The organism is Streptomyces sp. NPDC020898 (assembly GCF_044333925.1).
Taxonomy (GTDB): Bacteria; Actinomycetota; Actinomycetes; order Streptomycetales; family Streptomycetaceae; genus Streptomyces.
Window position 1 is genome coordinate 373,105 of the sequence record NZ_JBIRRV010000004.1, and the last position, 15,762, is coordinate 388,866.

Here is a 15,762-nt window from a genome sequence, read left to right on the forward strand (position 1 = left end):
GCGTGGCCGACGGAGACCGTAACAAGACCGCGCGCACCGCGGGCAGAAACGACGGCGAGGACTGATGGCACAGCAGCGCGCTCAGGGCCCGTCCGACCCCGAGGCGGCAGGCGGCGGTATGTCAGACGCGCCTGAGTTGTGGGGTAACGGCGGATTGGTCGGGGACGGCCGGTATCGGCTCACCCACAGACTCGGCCGGGGCGGCATGGCAGAGGTGTTCGCCGCCGAGGACGTGCGCCTCGGGCGGACCGTCGCCATCAAACTGCTCCGCGCCGACCTCGCCGAGGACCCGACCTCCAAGGCCCGCTTCACGCGCGAGGCCCAGTCGGTGGCCGGGCTCAACCACCACTCGATCGTCGCCGTGTACGACTCCGGCGAGGACACGCTGCCCAACGGCGGCTACGGCGCGGGCGGCAGCCAGTCCGTCCCGTACATCGTGATGGAGATCGTCGAGGGGCGCACCATCCGCGACCTCCTCATCAACGCCGAGGCGCCGGGACCCGAGCAGGCCCTGATCATCGTCTCCGGGGTGCTGGAAGCGCTTGCCTATTCGCACCAGCACGGCATCGTGCACCGCGACATCAAGCCCGCCAACGTGATCATCACGCACGGCGGCGCGGTCAAGGTCATGGACTTCGGTATCGCGCGCGCCCTGCACGGTGCGCAGTCGACGATGACGCAGACCGGCATGGTCATGGGCACGCCGCAGTACCTCTCCCCGGAGCAGGCCCTCGGCAAGGCCGTCGACCACCGCTCCGACCTGTACGCGACGGGCTGCCTCCTCTACGAACTCCTCGCGCTGCGGCCCCCGTTCATCGGTGAGACGCCGCTGTCCGTGGTCTACCAGCACGTCCAGGACATTCCGGTGCCCCCGTCCGAGGTCTCGGACGCGGCGCCGCCGGAACTCGACGGGCTTGTCATGCGTTCCCTGGCCAAGGAGCCGGACGACCGGTTCCAGACGGCCGAGGAGATGCGCGGGCTGATCCAGTACGGCCTGCAGATGCTGTACGACCAGGGCAGCCACACCGGCACCTGGAACACCGGGCCCGTCGACATGCACGGCGGCCGGCACACCCCCTCGGCGGGCTTCGCGAGCACCACCGTGATTCCCCACCCGGGCGACCACTCCGGCACCACCCAGATCCCCCAGCAGATCCTGCCCTCCGGATACGGCGGCCGGGACGACGGCGGCTTCGAGGGGCACGGCAACCGGGGCGGCGGCGGCCGGGGCAAGCTGTGGATACTGGCCTTCTTCGCGGTGATCGCCATCGCCGCGGGCGTCGCCATCGCCCTCCAGAACGGCAACGGCGACGCGGGCAACACCGGCGTATCGGAGTCGCCGACCACCTCGCAGACCGCGACGCAGGACGACACCACGCCGAGCCCGAGCGACGAGGTGACCGACGAGCCGACGAGCAGTGCCACCGACGACGGCACAGGCTCGGACCCGGGGTCCGAGTGGACGCCGTCGTACACACCGTCGTACACACCCTCCGTGACCCCCTCCACCGAGCCGTCGCCCACACCGTCGGACGTCGAGACGAGCGCGGAGCCGTCGGCGACGGTGAGTGAGACGGGGGGCGAGGTGACGCCGTCGGTGGATCCGACGGGTGACGACGGCGGTGGCGGCGAGGAGGACGGCGGCACGGAGGGTGGCGGCGGCACCCCCTGACCGGCCGACCGCCCCTTTGGCCCTCCGGGTGAACAAACCCGTCGGCCGGTTGACGGAAAGCAGCCTCCACGCGCGCGTGCGGCCCGACGAGGGCTTCACGCGCGCGTGCCGTTGCCGGATTCGTCAGCGGTCGGTCTCGGCGGGTGTCAGTCCGCGAACGCCTCGCACACCGCGTCGTACTCGCGCGTCCACCACACCGCGAGCGCCGAGGCGGCCGGGAACTGGGAGTCGGCGCGGGTGTCCCCGCGCTCGTAGTGCCAGCGCAGCATCCAGAAGTCGTTGAGCCGCTCCCACCACACGCGGTGCACGGCGGCCGCCAGCTCCGAGGGCGTGGCACCCGCCGTACGCCGGTACGCGCGCGCGTACGCCCGTGTCTTGGGCAGGTCGAGGGTCCCGGCGGGACGTACGAAGAAGATCGCGGCGGCGCGTACGGCCTCCTCCGCGCGGGGCTGCACGCCGAGCCGGTCCCAGTCGACGATCGCGGCCGGGGCGTCCCCCTTGTAGAGCAGGTTGAACGGGTGGAAGTCGCCGTGCACCCACCCCACCGAGCCGCCCGGCGGGGGCCGCCGGTCCGCGTGCTGCTCCAGCAGCGCCCGCCGCTCCAGAAGCCGGTGCCTGGCCAGTTCGTCGAAGGCGTCGGTGGGGCGGTGCCGGCGTACATGGCCCAGGAGATCGTCGATGAGCGCGAAGGTGTCGGCGGGGTCGGCGCTGGCGGCGGGGGGCGGGAGGTTCGCGGGGGCGTGGGCATCGGTGGGGGTGTGGGGGTGGCTGGGCTGGTTGGGGTGGCCGGTGTGGCCGGTGGGGTGGGAGGCGGCTGAGCGCGGGGGCTCCGTAGGGCCGTCGGGAGCGGCTGGGGTGTGCGTTTCCGCGGAGGTGGTGGGTAGGGCGGAGCCAGTGGCTTCGGTGGAGGCGGCTCGGGTTCGGTCGGTGGGGCCGTCCTGCCGGGGTGCGTCTCCCCGCCGACCGGCTTCGCCACGCCGGCTCGGGTCTCCCGGGCGGCCGTCATCCCCTCGCCCGGCGGCTCCGTCCTGTCCGGCGGCCAGGCCTCGGGTGGCGTTCACTTGCCGGCCGGCGGTCACTGTCTGTGCGTCGGCCCGGCCCTCGCCGACATCCTCGCCCTCGCGGCCGCGCCCGTCCCCGGCCCGGCCGGCGGATGCCCGGCCCCGCGTCGGCATGACCCGTTCCAGGCTCGCGTGGACCACGCCCAGCAGGGCGCCCAGCCGGCCGCACTGGACGGTGCTGAGCTGGCCGCCGTGGCGGTGGCGGCCGTCGATCCAGGGGTGCAGGGCGTAGGCGTGGCCGCCGACGACGGCGACCGTACGTCCGTCGCGGCCGGGCAGCGGCGGGGCCACCGGGACCCCGAGATCCGCGAGGCGCTGGGTCGCCCGGTGCTGGCGGGCGATCGCGGCGGGGTCGGCGGTCTCGGGGTCGAAGTGGTGCTTCAGGAAGTAGTCGCCGCGGGTGGTGGCGAGCCGGTAGCCGCGGTTCAGCAGCCCTTGGTCGACGGGGTCGCAGGTCAGCGCGGACCCGGCGGCGTACTGGCGGAGGAGGGCGCCCAGCGGGGGCGCATGGGGCACAAGGGGTGGTACAGATGAGCGCGGCACGCGCCAGATGTTAGGGCACGAGCCGGGCGCGCGAGCGGGGCGCTTGTCCCAGGCAGTCACAGGTGACCGAGGGCGGTCAGAGGCTGTCGGTTTCGATCACGGAGTGCACGGTCGCGAACTGAGGTTCGACGCGCAGGTAGACGGGATCGAAGGGAACGCCGTCCACGGAGCGCGGCGCGGGCCCGAACCGGTCGAGCTCGGCGGTGGTCGGTTCCACGGCGGCGCACTCACCGACGACCTGCACGGACCACGACTGCCGACTCCGCGCGGACGGAGCCGCGGACGGAACCTCCGCGCCGTACGCGACGACCCCGCCCACGCACGCCCGGTGGTACCCGTGCCCCCTGTGCAGGCGCAGCAGGACCCGGCCGTCCACGACGATGTGCCGGGCGGACGCCAGGAAGGGCAGCGCGCGCATGCTGGTCGCGACCCGGCCGTGCTCGACACGGCCTAGGAGCTCGGCGGCGGCGCGCTGTTCGTCGGTCGGCATGCACTCACTGTGCGCGACCGGGGAACGGCCACACCAGGGGCGCTCGCCCCGAGAAGAAGGGTCTTAGGTCCCGATTCGGGTGTCCCGACCCCGAAGTACTTCTACTGGAACCCCTGCCGCTGCCCCTGCCCCTCCGCCTGCAACCGCGCCACGTACGCCGCCGCCTGCGCGCGCCTCTGCATGCCGAGCTTGGACAGCAGCCCGGACACGTAGTTCTTGATCGTCTTCTCGGCGAGGTGCAGCTGCTCACCGATCTCGCGATTGGTGAGCCCCTCGCCGATCAGGTCGAGGATCCTGCGCTCCCGCTCGCTGAGGTTCGCGAGCCGTTCGTCGCCCTTCGGCGGGCCGCCGCCGTCCCGCAGCCGTTCCAGGACGCTGGCGGTCGCCACCGGGTCGAGCAGGGACTTTCCGGCGGCCACGTCCCGTACGGCCGCCAGTAGTTCATGTCCGCGGATGGCCTTCAGGACGTATCCGGAGGCGCCCGCCATGATCGCGTCGAAGAGGGCCTCGTCGTCGGCGAACGAGGTCAGCATCAGGCACTTCACGCCCGGGTCCTGGGAGCGGATCTCGCGGCACACCTCGACGCCGCTGCCGTCCGGGAGCCGTACGTCCAGGACGGCCACGTCCGGGCGGGTGGCCGGAATCCGCGCCAGTGCGTCCGCCGCCGTGCCGGCCTCGCCGACCACCACGATGTCGTCCTCGACCGAGAGCAGTTCGTGGACTCCCCGGCGGACGACTTCATGGTCATCGAGGAGAAATACAGTGATTTTTCCATCTTCGGGCACGAAGTCAGTCTCACACACGGGCCTTCCCGTGACCTGGGTGCGCGGGATAACGTGCCGTTGTTCCGGCCCCCTGCAAGGCTGTGACCAGGGTCCCTTCCCGACTTGTTCAATTTACTTGGATTTCCAAGCAAAATCGCAGGTCAGGGGTGGTTCATAGAAATATGGCGCACTGGGTAACGTGATGCTTGCGGGACGCTCGCCGGGGCACCTTTCACGCCTGTTCCGGCCGAGTGGCACCCACCCCGTGCACGGGTATCGGGAACAGGTGAGCCGCACTGGTTACCCGGCAACCCCGGGGCCGGACCGACGGAGGAGTACACGTGACCGTGGAGAGCACTGCCGCGCGCAAACCGCGACGCAGCGCCGGAAGCAAGACCGGTACCAGCCGCACCACCGCGAAAACCACCGACGCACCCGCCGCCGACGCGCAGGCCACGGCCGCCCGGCCCGACACCGCGGCAACGACCAAGGCCCCGGCCGCGAAGCGTGCCACCACCAAACGCGCCGCCACCAAGAAGCCGGCCGCGAAGCCCGCGGGGACAGCCCGGACAGCCGGTACGACCGTCAGGACGACCGGTACGGGCGCCGATCCGGACCTCGTCCAGCTGCTGACCCCCGAGGGCAAGCGCGTCAAGAACGCCGACTACGACCACTACGTCGCCGCTCTCACCCCCGACGACCTGCGCGGTCTGTACCGGGACATGGTGCTGACCCGCCGCTTCGACGCCGAGGCCACCTCACTGCAGCGCCAGGGCGAGCTGGGCCTGTGGGCCTCGCTGCTCGGCCAGGAGGCCGCCCAGATCGGCTCCGGGCGGGCCACCCGCCCCGACGACTACGTCTTCCCGACCTACCGCGAGCACGGCGTCGCCTGGTGCCGGGACATCGACCCGACCAACCTGCTCGGCATGTTCCGCGGGGTCAACAACGGCGGTTGGGACCCCAACAGCAACAACTTCCACCTCTACACGATCGTCATCGGCTCGCAGACCCTGCACGCCACCGGCTACGCGATGGGCGTGGCCAAGGACGGCGCCGACTCGGCGGTCATCGCCTACTTCGGGGACGGCGCTTCCAGCCAGGGCGACGTCGCCGAGTCCTTCACCTTCGCCTCGGTCTACAACGCCCCCGTGGTGTTCTTCTGCCAGAACAACCAGTGGGCGATCTCCGAGCCGACCGAGCGCCAGACCCGCGTCCCGCTCTACCAGCGCGCGCAGGGCTACGGCTTCCCGGGCGTACGAGTGGACGGCAACGACGTCCTGGCCGTCCTCGCGGTGACGAAGTGGGCCCTGGAGCGGGCCCGCAGCGGCGAGGGCCCGACGCTGGTCGAGGCGTACACGTACCGCATGGGCGCCCACACCACCTCCGACGACCCGACCCGCTACCGCCACGACGACGAGCGGGCCGCCTGGGAGGCGAAGGACCCGATCGCGCGTCTTCGCACGTATCTGGAGTCCTCAAACCACGCGGACGAGGGATTTTTCGCGGAACTAGAGGTGGAGAGCGAGGCGTTGGGCAGGCGAGTGCGCGAAGCGGTCCGTGCCATGCCGGACCCGGATCCCTTCGCGATCTTCGAGCACACCTACGCCGACGGGCATGCGCTCGTGGACGAGGAGCGGGCCCAGTTCGCCGCCTACCAGGCGTCGTTCGCAGATGGGGAGGGGGCGTGACCATGGCGGCAGAGACAGTGACTTCGACAAGCACGACGTCCAAGAGCATGGCCCTGGCCAAGGCGATCAACGAATCGCTGCGCAAGGCCCTGGAGTCGGACCCCAAGGTCCTGATCATGGGTGAGGACGTCGGCAAGCTCGGCGGTGTCTTCCGGGTCACCGACGGCCTGCAGAAGGACTTCGGCGAGGACCGCGTCATCGACACCCCGCTCGCCGAGTCGGGCATCGTCGGCACGGCCATCGGCCTCGCCCTGCGCGGCTACCGCCCGGTGGTGGAGATCCAGTTCGACGGCTTCGTCTTCCCGGCGTACGACCAGATCGTCACCCAGCTCGCGAAGATGCACGCGCGTGCGCTGGGCAAGATCAAGCTCCCGGTCGTCATCCGCATTCCGTACGGCGGCGGCATCGGCGCGGTCGAGCACCACTCGGAGTCCCCGGAGGCGCTCTTCGCGCACGTGGCCGGCCTCAAGGTGGTCTCTCCGTCCAACTCCTCGGACGCGTACTGGATGATGCAGCAGGCCATCCAGAGCGACGACCCGGTGATCTTCTTCGAGCCGAAGCGGCGCTACTGGGACAAGGCCGAGGTCAATGTCGAGGCCATTCCGGGGCCGCTGCACAAGGCCCGGGTGGTCCGTGCGGGCACCGACCTCACCCTCGCCGCCTACGGCCCGATGGTGAAGCTCTGCCTGGAGGTCGCGAACGCGGCGGCCGAGGAGGGCCGGTCCCTGGAGGTCCTCGACCTGCGCTCGGTCTCCCCGCTCGACTTCGACGCCGTGCAGGCATCGGTCGAGAAGACCCGGCACCTGGTCGTGGTGCACGAGGCACCGGTGTTCTTCGGCTCGGGCGCGGAGATCGCCGCCCGGATCACGGAGCGCTGCTTCTACCATCTGGAGGCTCCGGTGCTCAGGGTCGGCGGCTATCACGCGCCGTATCCGCCGGCGCGTCTGGAAGAGGAGTACCTACCGAGCCTGGACCGGGTGCTCGACGCCGTCGACCGCTCGCTGGCGTACTGAGGAGAGGGACGTGACGACGATGACAGACGCGTCCGTTCGCGAGTTCAAGATGCCCGACGTGGGCGAGGGACTCACCGAGGCCGAGATCCTCAAGTGGTACGTCCAGCCGGGCGACACGGTGACCGACGGCCAGGTGGTGTGCGAGGTCGAGACCGCCAAGGCGGCCGTCGAACTGCCCATCCCGTACGACGGAGTCGTCCGCGCACTCCACTTCGCGGAGGGCACGACGGTCGACGTGGGTACGTCGATCATCGCGGTGGATCTGACGGGCGGGGCCGGGGCCGCAGCTCCGGCGGAGGCTGATCCTCCGGTTCAGGCCGCCGTTGCTGCCGAGGCGCCCGAGGAGGCGAAGCCGCCCGCCCGCCAGCCGGTCCTCGTCGGCTACGGCGTGGCCGTCTCCTCGACCAAACGCCGCCCCCGCAAGGGCGCCGAGGTCCCGCCCCAGGAGGTCGCCGCCGCGGTCCAGGCCGAGCTGAACGGCCACGGCGGGCCCCCGGAGACCAACGGGCGAGGCGGCCCCGGTGCCGTCCCCGGCCTGGCCGGCCTCGCCCTTGCCGGCGGCGCTGCCCGTCCGCTGGCGAAGCCGCCGGTGCGCAAGCTCGCCAAGGATCTCGGCGTCGACCTGGCCACGGTGACCCCGTCGGGCCCCGACGGCATCATCACGCGCGAGGACGTGCACGCGGCGGTGGCTCCGGCTGCCCCGGCGGCACTCGAGCCGGTGCGCACGACGCCGGTCACGGCCCCGGCGGCGCCGGCGCCGGTGACCACGTACGACGGCACGCGGGAGACACGCGTCCCGGTCAAGGGCGTACGGAAGGCGACCGCGGCGGCGATGGTCGGCTCGGCGTTCACGGCGCCGCATGTCACGGAGTTCGTGACGGTGGACGTGACACGCACGCTGAAGCTGGTGGAGGAGCTGAAGCGGAACCCCGATTCCTACGGGATGCGGGGCCTCCGGGTGAACCCGCTGCTCCTGATCGCCAAGGCACTGCTGGTCGCGATCAAGCGCCACCCGGACGTCAACGCGTCCTGGGACGAGGCGAACCAGGAGATCGTGCTCAAGCACTACGTCAACCTGGGTATCGCGGCGGCCACCCCGCGCGGCCTGATCGTCCCGAACATCAAGGACGCCCACGAGAAGACGCTTCCGCAACTGGCGGAGGCGCTCGGCGAGTTGGTGTCCACGGCACGGGACGGCAAGACCTCGCCCGGGGCGATGCAGGGCGGCACGGTGACGATCACGAACGTCGGCGTCTTCGGCGTCGACACGGGCACGCCGATCCTCAACCCCGGCGAGTCCGCGATCCTCGCGGTCGGCGCGATCAGGCTCCAGCCGTGGGTCCACAAGGGCAAGGTCAAGCCCCGTCAGGTGACGACCCTGGCCCTCTCCTTCGATCACCGGCTGGTGGACGGGGAGTTGGGGTCCAAGGTACTGGCGGACGTGGCGGCGGTCCTGGAGCAGCCGAAGAAGCTCATCGCCTGGGGGTGAGTTCTGGGCGGCCCTTGCTTGACGCGGGGGCCGCCGTGGCTGAGGCGGTCAGAGCGGCGTACTGCCGACCATGAGGATCTTGATGGAGACGGTCCTGCCGTCGATCTCGTAGGTAGCCCGGTAGGAGCCGACGCGTAACCGTCTTAGGTTTGTGCCGCCGAGCTTGCTGCTCGTGGCGGGTTCCGGGTTGTCGGCGAGTGCGTTGATTGCTTTGAGGAGCGGCTTCACCGCGTCGCCGTCGCGGGCGCGGAGGCGCTTGAGGCCCTCCGAGGCGTTTCTCTCCCAGATGATGGTGTGCCTCAAGACGCGTCCGCTCCGGCGATGAGGGCTTCGACCTCGGCCTGCGTGGATGTGGGTCCGTCTGCGGACCGTGCGTACAGGGACACGGCCACATCGGCGAAGTCGATCGCCTGCTCGCGTGCGTGCTCGTCCGGTGCCGAGTCGGCGAGGGCCTGGATCCACCAGTGACTGAGGAACGCCTCGAAGCCGCCGGAGTCGGACAGGCGGCCCAACTCGGTGTAGAAGTCGGCCCGGTGGTCGAGTCGCAGGGCAGTCCCGATGCCGTCGACGGTGCGTGGCACGACCTCACTCGTGAATCCGGTGACGTCCCGAGCCTCGGCTACTGCGTTCTGCCACTTGACTGCCATCTGCGTCTCCTTTCGCCGTGCGGCCAAGGTATCGCTGCGGCACCTTCGGAGCCGGTGGAGCGGGTTACGCATCCAAGCCCCCTGCGATGTCCAGCTCCGCCCACACCCTCTTGCCCACCGTGAGCTGCTCCACGGCCCAGCGGTCGGCGACTGCGCGCACGATGAGCAGGCCGCGGCCGAACTGGTCGCTGACGGTGATGGCACGCGGCTCGGGTAGCCGCTCGCCCTTCGGGTCGGTGACGGCGACGCGCAGCGCGTCGCCGGTCAGGGACGTTTCCACGCGGAAGAGACGGTCCCGCAGACACCCGTGCAGCAGGGCGTTCGTGCACAACTCGCTTGCCAGGAGCGCCGCGTCGCCTGCGGTGGCGGGGTGGCCCCAGTCGACGGCGAGCTGGGCTACGTGCCTGCGGGCGAGGGCAACGCTGCGGGGGTACGGGGTGTAGCTGACGGCGTCGTAATGGCCGTGCGGCTTCGGTGGGTTGGGCGGACAGCAGTCGGTCATGAGTGTGCACCTCCGTGTGTATGACGGGGCCGGTCAGTCGGGGTGGCTCCGCCGTGCGGCATGCGTGTGGGCAGCACGGTGCGCTTCCGCCAACTGGTTTCGCTGAGTGGGCGACTTGGGACTGACGGTAGTTGAATATAGGCGCGGCATCAATCTAACGTAGGCAGAAATATCAATGCCCAAGTTGTGGGTTGGCTGCACTGCACTACAGACTGAGGCGACTCATCGGGAGGGATCACTGCATGGGGAACAACCCGGACCGGGGGCGCACCATCTCAACCGTCCTCGGACGCAGGCTCGGCGGGGAACTGCTGCGCATGCGGGAGGAGTGCGGCCTACGGCAGACGCATGCCGCGGAGGCACTGACGGCATCTCCTGCGAAGGTCGCGAAGATTGAGCGTGGCCAGGTACCGCTGCGTGATCCCGATGTCAGGGCGCTATGTCATCTGTACGGTCAGACAGACGAGTTGGTGATCGACAGGCTGCTGGCCCTCGCGAAGGCCGACCGTGAGCGTCGCAAGGCGCACGGCTGGTGGAATCAGTACCCCCAGCTTGCCGCTATGGCCGAGTATGTGGCACTGGAGGACATCGCAACCAACGTCCGGACCTGGCAACTCGCGGTTGTACCGGGGCTGTTGCAGACGCCTGACTACGCTCGCGCACTGGCTGTCGGCAACGGCCACTGGGAGGACCCGGACGAGATCGAGCCGTTTGTGGAGTCCCGGATGACGCGACAGGCGCGTCTCAGGGGTGACAACCCGCTGGAGTTGTGGGCGGTGATGCACGAGGCGGCCCTGCGTCAGCTCGTGGGCGGACGCCAGGTTATGCGGGGACAACTCGGGCACCTGCTGGACGTAGGGCGACAGCCGAACGTGAAGTTGCAGGTGCTTCCTTACCTCGCGGGTGCTCACCCCGGGATGAACAGCGCCTTCACCATCGTGTCCTTCGCCGAGCCCGGAGCACTGGACGTCGTCCATGTGGACACCACCTCGTCGACCCTCTGGCTGGAGAGCAATACTGATGCCGACCGGCACAACGTGCTCTTCGACCGCGTCACGCGGCTGAGCCTGGCGCAGCGCAACTCGATCAGTCTGATCGAGGGGATCCTCAAGGAGACGTAGTCACCGTGCTCGCATTCGAGTTCGTGAAGTCCAGCTACAGCGGCGGCAACGCAGGCCAGGAATGCGTGGAAGTCGCTCGCAACGTACTCGGCACAGTGGCCATCCGCGATTCCAAGGACCTGGACGGTCCGATACTCAGCCTCGCCCCCTCCACCTGGGCGGCGTTCGGCGGGCTCATCGTCGCACGCGACGCCGACGCCTGACGGCGGAACGTACGGAAACCGGCACACACCGACCCCGGTCGCGTAGGCTCAGACGCCGAGCGGCCGGTCGCAATTTCGGTTTGCGACCGGCCGCTCAACTACCGTCACCCGGCTGCGACTACGGCCGAGCCGGCACGTAGACGAGTGCTCCCTCCTCCGTGCCGCCCAGTGACCGGATGCACGCATGCCTCCGCATGAACCGCAGGCACTCGTTGACCCGGTGGGTGTTCAGCCCCGTCCGGGCCGCGAGCGACTCCAGCGACATTCGGATCTCGCCGTGCTCGGCGAGCACGGGTGCGATCGTGACGGCCACGGCCCACACGTCCTCGGTCACCGACATCCGTGACCTCCAGTCCGCGAGAAGGGCTTCGGCACTCGTCCGGTACGTGTCCGCCGGGGCTGCCGAGGGGACCGCCCGGACAGGACGGAACGTCTCCAGCGCGTCCGCGATCCGGTCCATGGCATCCGCCATACGGGATTGCGTCTGCGCCGAGGTTCGTTGGAGGTCGAGCATCTCCAGTCGGGTCTGCTGGGCCTCCAAGCGTGTTCGCTGGGCTTCATGCCGAGTTTCCTGCGACATGCGCTGCGCCTCGGCGAACTCCTCGTCCAGTCGCGCGTTGTGCTCCTCGAGCCGCACGATCGCGTCGGCGACCTGTGCGGGCATCGCGTAGGACACAGGAGCGCTCGGGTCGCGGGGCTGCACCTCCGCCTTGGGAAGGGCGTATGAACCGTCCCGCTGGACCGTGATGATGACTTCCGCGACCCATCGTTTGAAGGGCCGTGTCTCCGGTTTCGTCGTAGCCGCGATGAGCATGATGAGCCCGTTCAGGTTCACCATGTTCATCGACTTCTTGAAGCCGTGACCAGCCGGAACATCCGAACCGTAACGTGTGGTTACGCTTTCGAGTTGGGTTCGGAACTCGTCCGGCACGTGGTCTTTCAGGGTCTTCCTCGGGTTGGTGTACCCAAGCTCACCGAGAACGTCCGCCGCCGGAAACCAATGGCTCCCGTCCGGCATCGTCAGCCTCCGCACCCGGGCCCCTGTAGCCCCGTACACGAAGTCGTTGATGTCGATCGCGTCGGTCTGCGGTGCCGTGCTCGACGTCGTGTCGTGTTCGCTCATACAAACCACCTCCGCAGCGGAACGTAGATCGGCACACAACGCATATGCCAACAGGATCCGGGATGTTCATCACTCCGAGCGCAGATCACGCATATCCCTGCGCAGGCGCCCAGAACGTGGTGGACGCACGACGGAGGGGGCGGCCACTGTCGAGTGGCCGCCCCCTCTTGCTTGTCGATCGTGTGTGTCAGGTGATCTTCGCGTAGCCGAAGTTGATGAGCTTCTGGACGTCCGCTGTGCGGTTGGTCGCGTTGGAGGCGGTCAGAACGGCGCCCATCACCGACTCGCCGTTCTTCGTGGCGGCGAAGATGAGGCAGTACTTGGCCTCGGTGCCCGAGCCGGTCTTGATGCCGAGCGTGCCGTTCCAGCCGAGCAGGGTGTTGGTGTTCGTCCAGGTCGTGTTGCGGGTGCCGCCGGTCTTCGTGATCGTCTTCGCCGTGTACGACTTGGTCTTCACGACGACCTTGAAGGCGCCGCTCTTCATCGCGCTGCGGGCGAGCAGCGTGAGGTCCTTCGGCGTCGAGTAGTTGTTGCCGTTGCTCAGACCGTCGAACGAGTCGAAGTGCGTGTTCCTCATGCCGAGACTCGTGGCCTTCGCGTTCATCTTCGCGATGAACGACTTCGTGCGCGCGGCCACTGTCGTGCCGGTACCGAACTTGTCGGCGAGGGCCATCGCGGCGTCGCAGCCGGACGGCAGCATCATCCCGTACAGCAGCTGACGGACGGTGACCTTGTCACCGACGATCAGCTTGGCGGACGAGGGGTAGCCCTTCTTGACCATGTAGTTGCTGATGTCCTGCTTGATCGTGACCTTGGTGTCCAGGTTCACGTTCGCCTGCGAGAGCACGACCGCCGCGGTCATGACCTTGGTGGTGGAAGCGGTGAGCCGCCTCGTGTCGGGAGCCTTGCTGAACAGGGTCGCGCCGTTGGTGCTGTTCATCATGAATCCGCCTGGGGCGGTGATGGTGGGCGTGGCGACAGCGGCCTGCGCGGGGGCCGCGGTGAGCGCTCCCGTCGCGAGCACGGCGCCGGTGGTGACCACGACGGCTGCGGCTCTGCGGAAACGGATGCCCTTGATGCCGGTTATCAACTTCAATACCCCGATTACGTCTGAATCGTCCGAATGCCCCTGGAGAGCGGCCGAGTTGGGCCGTGTCGGCGGAACGCCGCTCTCGTGTGACTCGTAACTAGCACAGATGGTTGTGCGCGTGCTGAGGCGGGTTCCCCGATTTTCCCTTTTCGAGGGACGCCGTATGGCTCTCCGTGGTTCCCGCGACCCTTCTGGAGACTGAACTGCTGTCCGGGCGGCGACGTCACGCCCGAGCGCCGGAACGGGTCGCGTAACGGTCCGTATGGTGGACGGCCGCCATCATGAATGCGTGTTGTATCTATGCTGTGGGCATGAGCAGCCTGGCCGTGCAGCACGTGAAGCAACCGCCCGCCGCCGACCGTGTCTACACCCACGTCAAAGAGGGTGTCCTGGACCGCCGTTACGAAGGCGGGACGCTGCTCACCGAGGGCGAGCTGGCCGAGGCCGTCGGGGTCTCCCGGACACCGGTGCGCGAGGCGCTGCTGCGTCTGGAGGCCGAGGGGCTGATCAAGCTCTACCCGAAGAAGGGCGCGCTCGTCCTGCCCGTCTCCGCACAGGAGATCGCGGACGTCGTCGAGACCCGGCAGCTGGTCGAGGAGCACGCGATCCGCAAGGCGGTGCCCGCGTCGCCGCAGCTCATCGCCCGGCTGACGGAACTGCTCGCACGGCAGCACGAACAGGCCGCGGCCGGCGACCTGGCCGGGGCCGCGGTCACCGACCGCTGCTTCCACGCCGAGATCGTCCGCAGCGGAGGCAACGAGATCCTCTCCCGCCTCTACGACCAGCTGCGCGACCGGCAGTTGAGGATGGGCGTCGCCGTCATGTACGCCCACCCCGACCGCATCACCAAGACGCTCGTCGAACACCAGGAGATCCTCGACGCGCTGCGCTCGGGCGACCCTGAGGCGGCGGTCGCCCTCGTGCACCGGCACGTCAGCTGGTTCTCCAACCTGGCCCGGGGCGAGGTCCGATGAGCCGCAAGGGCGCTGTGAAGGGCGGTTCCGGCCACGGTTCGCTGCCCGGCGATCCGCCCGGCGGGCGCCGCGCCGTCCTCGTCTGGTCCGTCGGCGTCTCGGTCTACTTCGTCGCCGTCATCTTCCGTACGTCGCTGGGAGTGGCCGGGCTCGACGCCGCCGACCGCTTCCACGTGGGCGCGTCCGCCCTGTCCACCTTCTCGATCCTCCAGCTCCTCGTCTACGCGGGCATGCAGATACCGGTCGGGCTGCTCGTCGACCGGCTCGGCACCAAGAAGGTGCTGGCCATCGGGGCGGTTCTGTTCACGGCCGGTCAGCTGGGGTTCGCCTTCTCCCCCTCGTACGGCATGGCTCTCGCGTCCCGTGCGCTGCTCGGGTGCGGTGACGCCATGACGTTCATCAGCGTGCTGCGGCTGGGGTCCCGGTGGTTCCCGGCGCGGCGCGGGCCGATGATCGCGCAGCTCGCGGGGCTGGCCGGGATGGCAGGCAACCTCGTCTCGACGCTCGTGCTGGCCCGGCTGCTGCACGGTGTGGGGTGGACGGCGGCCTTCGCGGGGAGCGCGGTGGCCGGTGTCGTCGTCCTCGTGCTGATGCTGGTGTTCCTCAAGGATCACCCCGAGGGGCATGAACCGGAGCCGTTCCCGCACATGGGGGCCGCTTACGTACGCCGGCAGATCGCCGCCTCGTGGCGCGAGCCCGGGACGCGGCTCGGACTGTGGGTGCACTTCACCACCCAGTTCCCGGCGATGGTGTTCCTGCTGCTGTGGGGCCTGCCGTTCCTCGTCGAGGCACAGGGCCTGACGCGGGCGACCGCGGGGGAGCTGCTGACGCTGGTCGTGCTCTCCAACATGGTCATCGGCCTGGTGTACGGGCAGATCGTCGCCCGGCACCACACGGCGCGGCTGCCGCTGGCGCTGGGCACGGTGGGCGCCACCGCGTTGATGTGGGCGGTGACGCTCGCCTACCCGGCGCTGGCCGGCGCCGACCACGCCCCGATGTGGCTGCTCGTGGCGCTGTGCGCGGTGCTCGGCGCCTGCGGGCCCGCTTCCATGCTCGGTTTCGACTTCGCCCGGCCCGCCAATCCGGCGGAGCGTCAGGGGACCGCCTCCGGGATCACCAACATGGGCGGTTTCGTCGCCTCCATGACGACGCTGTTCGCGATCGGCGTGCTGCTGGACGCGACCGGGGACAACTACGCCGTCGCGTTCTCGTTCGTGTTCCTGCTGCAGGGGGTCGGCGTCAGCCAGATCCTGCGGTTGCGGAAGCGGGCCGCTCTGCGGGAGTCGGAGCGGTTGGTTGCCAGCAGGGTTTCTACAGTGCACGTTCCCGTGTGAGCGCCGGTTTGCCGTGCGGGTGTGCTGGTGTGGGCGTCGCTGGGGGCT

Annotated in this window: 16 protein-coding genes; 8 read left to right on the forward strand and 8 right to left on the reverse strand. The window is 69.5% G+C overall.

Features of this window, described 5'->3' with window-relative positions:
* Positions 1 to 61 precede the first annotated feature (61 nt).
* Positions 62 to 1,672: a protein kinase gene (locus ACH4TV_RS16105; RefSeq protein ID WP_398398834.1), complete on the forward strand. Its 1,611-nt coding sequence runs from the start codon at positions 62 to 64 to the stop codon at positions 1,670 to 1,672.
* Positions 1,673 to 1,818: 146 nt separating this feature from the next.
* On the opposite strand, the gene ACH4TV_RS16110 is transcribed toward ACH4TV_RS16105, so the two are convergent.
* The 3 genes from ACH4TV_RS16110 to ACH4TV_RS16120 form a co-directional block, all read right to left on the reverse strand.
* Positions 1,819 to 3,276: a phosphotransferase gene (locus tag ACH4TV_RS16110; protein ID WP_398398374.1), complete on the reverse strand. Its 1,458-nt coding sequence runs from the start codon at positions 3,274 to 3,276 to the stop codon at positions 1,819 to 1,821.
* 76 nt (positions 3,277 to 3,352) lie between these two features.
* Positions 3,353 to 3,766: a pyridoxamine 5'-phosphate oxidase family protein gene (locus ACH4TV_RS16115; RefSeq protein WP_398398376.1), complete on the reverse strand. Its 414-nt coding sequence runs from the start codon at positions 3,764 to 3,766 to the stop codon at positions 3,353 to 3,355.
* Positions 3,767 to 3,867: 101 nt separating this feature from the next.
* The gene (locus tag ACH4TV_RS16120; protein WP_398398378.1) at positions 3,868 to 4,551 is read right to left on the reverse strand and encodes a response regulator; all 684 of its coding nucleotides are present in this window, start codon (positions 4,549 to 4,551) and stop codon (positions 3,868 to 3,870) included.
* Between the two features lie 320 nt (positions 4,552 to 4,871).
* Here ACH4TV_RS16120 and pdhA point away from each other — a divergent pair, with 320 nt between their 5' ends.
* From pdhA to ACH4TV_RS16135, 3 genes are read left to right on the forward strand one after another with little or no spacing between them, the layout of a single operon-like run.
* The gene (gene pdhA / locus ACH4TV_RS16125) at positions 4,872 to 6,218 is read left to right on the forward strand and encodes a pyruvate dehydrogenase (acetyl-transferring) E1 component subunit alpha (protein WP_398398379.1); all 1,347 of its coding nucleotides are present in this window, start codon (positions 4,872 to 4,874) and stop codon (positions 6,216 to 6,218) included.
* A 2-nt stretch (positions 6,219 to 6,220) separates the two neighbouring features.
* Entirely contained in the window at positions 6,221 to 7,231 is a 1,011-nt protein-coding gene (locus tag ACH4TV_RS16130) for an alpha-ketoacid dehydrogenase subunit beta (protein ID WP_398398380.1), read from the forward strand.
* A gap of 10 nt (positions 7,232 to 7,241) precedes the next feature.
* A complete protein-coding gene (locus tag ACH4TV_RS16135) occupies positions 7,242 to 8,720 on the forward strand; it encodes a dihydrolipoamide acetyltransferase family protein (protein WP_398398382.1) in 1,479 nt (492 codons plus the stop codon).
* A 48-nt stretch (positions 8,721 to 8,768) separates the two neighbouring features.
* On the opposite strand, the gene ACH4TV_RS16140 is transcribed toward ACH4TV_RS16135, so the two are convergent.
* The 3 genes from ACH4TV_RS16140 to ACH4TV_RS16150 form a co-directional block, all read right to left on the reverse strand.
* Positions 8,769 to 9,023 (reverse strand): type II toxin-antitoxin system RelE/ParE family toxin, encoded by a 255-nt coding sequence (locus ACH4TV_RS16140; protein WP_398398384.1) that lies wholly within the window; start codon positions 9,021 to 9,023, stop codon positions 8,769 to 8,771.
* Positions 9,020 to 9,367 carry a hypothetical protein gene (locus ACH4TV_RS16145; RefSeq protein ID WP_398398386.1) on the reverse strand — a complete coding sequence of 116 codons (348 nt, stop codon included), beginning with the start codon at positions 9,365 to 9,367 and terminating at the stop codon, positions 9,020 to 9,022. The genes ACH4TV_RS16140 and ACH4TV_RS16145 overlap by 4 nt, the downstream gene beginning before the upstream one ends.
* A 64-nt stretch (positions 9,368 to 9,431) precedes the next feature.
* A complete protein-coding gene (locus ACH4TV_RS16150) occupies positions 9,432 to 9,869 on the reverse strand; it encodes an ATP-binding protein (RefSeq protein ID WP_398398388.1) in 438 nt (145 codons plus the stop codon).
* Positions 9,870 to 10,111: 242 nt separating this feature from the next.
* Between ACH4TV_RS16150 and ACH4TV_RS16155 the strand changes: the two genes are divergently transcribed.
* Positions 10,112 to 10,990, forward strand: a complete 879-nt coding sequence (locus ACH4TV_RS16155) for a helix-turn-helix domain-containing protein (protein WP_398398390.1) — start codon at positions 10,112 to 10,114, stop codon at positions 10,988 to 10,990.
* A 5-nt stretch (positions 10,991 to 10,995) separates the two neighbouring features.
* Positions 10,996 to 11,193, forward strand: a complete 198-nt coding sequence (locus ACH4TV_RS16160) for a DUF397 domain-containing protein (RefSeq protein ID WP_398398392.1) — start codon at positions 10,996 to 10,998, stop codon at positions 11,191 to 11,193.
* Positions 11,194 to 11,311: 118 nt separating this feature from the next.
* Here ACH4TV_RS16160 and ACH4TV_RS16165 read toward each other — a convergent pair whose 3' ends face one another.
* The gene (locus tag ACH4TV_RS16165) at positions 11,312 to 12,316 is read right to left on the reverse strand and encodes a BRO family protein (protein WP_398398835.1); all 1,005 of its coding nucleotides are present in this window, start codon (positions 12,314 to 12,316) and stop codon (positions 11,312 to 11,314) included.
* 187 nt (positions 12,317 to 12,503) lie between these two features.
* Complete coding sequence (locus ACH4TV_RS16170; protein WP_398398837.1) at positions 12,504 to 13,406, reverse strand: D-alanyl-D-alanine carboxypeptidase family protein; 903 nt, start codon at positions 13,404 to 13,406, stop codon at positions 12,504 to 12,506.
* A 311-nt stretch (positions 13,407 to 13,717) separates the two neighbouring features.
* Between ACH4TV_RS16170 and ACH4TV_RS16175 the strand changes: the two genes are divergently transcribed.
* Complete coding sequence (locus ACH4TV_RS16175) at positions 13,718 to 14,380, forward strand: GntR family transcriptional regulator (RefSeq protein ID WP_398398394.1); 663 nt, start codon at positions 13,718 to 13,720, stop codon at positions 14,378 to 14,380.
* Complete coding sequence (locus ACH4TV_RS16180) at positions 14,377 to 15,714, forward strand: nitrate/nitrite transporter (RefSeq protein ID WP_398398395.1); 1,338 nt, start codon at positions 14,377 to 14,379, stop codon at positions 15,712 to 15,714. Before ACH4TV_RS16175 ends, ACH4TV_RS16180 begins: the two co-directional genes overlap by 4 nt.
* Positions 15,715 to 15,762: the final 48 nt, after the last annotated feature.

What these genes read in the sequence shown, in the direction of transcription:
- ACH4TV_RS16130 (WP_398398380.1), top strand. Translation starts at nt 6,221, where the DNA reads ATGGCGGCAGAGACAGTGACTTCGACAAGCACGACGTCCAAGAGCATG.
- ACH4TV_RS16165 (WP_398398835.1), bottom strand. Translation starts at nt 12,316, where the DNA reads ATGAGCGAACACGACACGACGTCGAGCACGGCACCGCAGACCGACGCG.
- ACH4TV_RS16155 (WP_398398390.1), top strand. Translation starts at nt 10,112, where the DNA reads ATGGGGAACAACCCGGACCGGGGGCGCACCATCTCAACCGTCCTCGGA.
- ACH4TV_RS16145 (WP_398398386.1), bottom strand. Translation starts at nt 9,367, where the DNA reads ATGGCAGTCAAGTGGCAGAACGCAGTAGCCGAGGCTCGGGACGTCACC.
- ACH4TV_RS16115 (WP_398398376.1), bottom strand. Translation starts at nt 3,766, where the DNA reads ATGCCGACCGACGAACAGCGCGCCGCCGCCGAGCTCCTAGGCCGTGTC.
- ACH4TV_RS16175 (WP_398398394.1), top strand. Translation starts at nt 13,718, where the DNA reads ATGAGCAGCCTGGCCGTGCAGCACGTGAAGCAACCGCCCGCCGCCGAC.
- ACH4TV_RS16180 (WP_398398395.1), top strand. Translation starts at nt 14,377, where the DNA reads ATGAGCCGCAAGGGCGCTGTGAAGGGCGGTTCCGGCCACGGTTCGCTG.
- ACH4TV_RS16150 (WP_398398388.1), bottom strand. Translation starts at nt 9,869, where the DNA reads ATGACCGACTGCTGTCCGCCCAACCCACCGAAGCCGCACGGCCATTAC.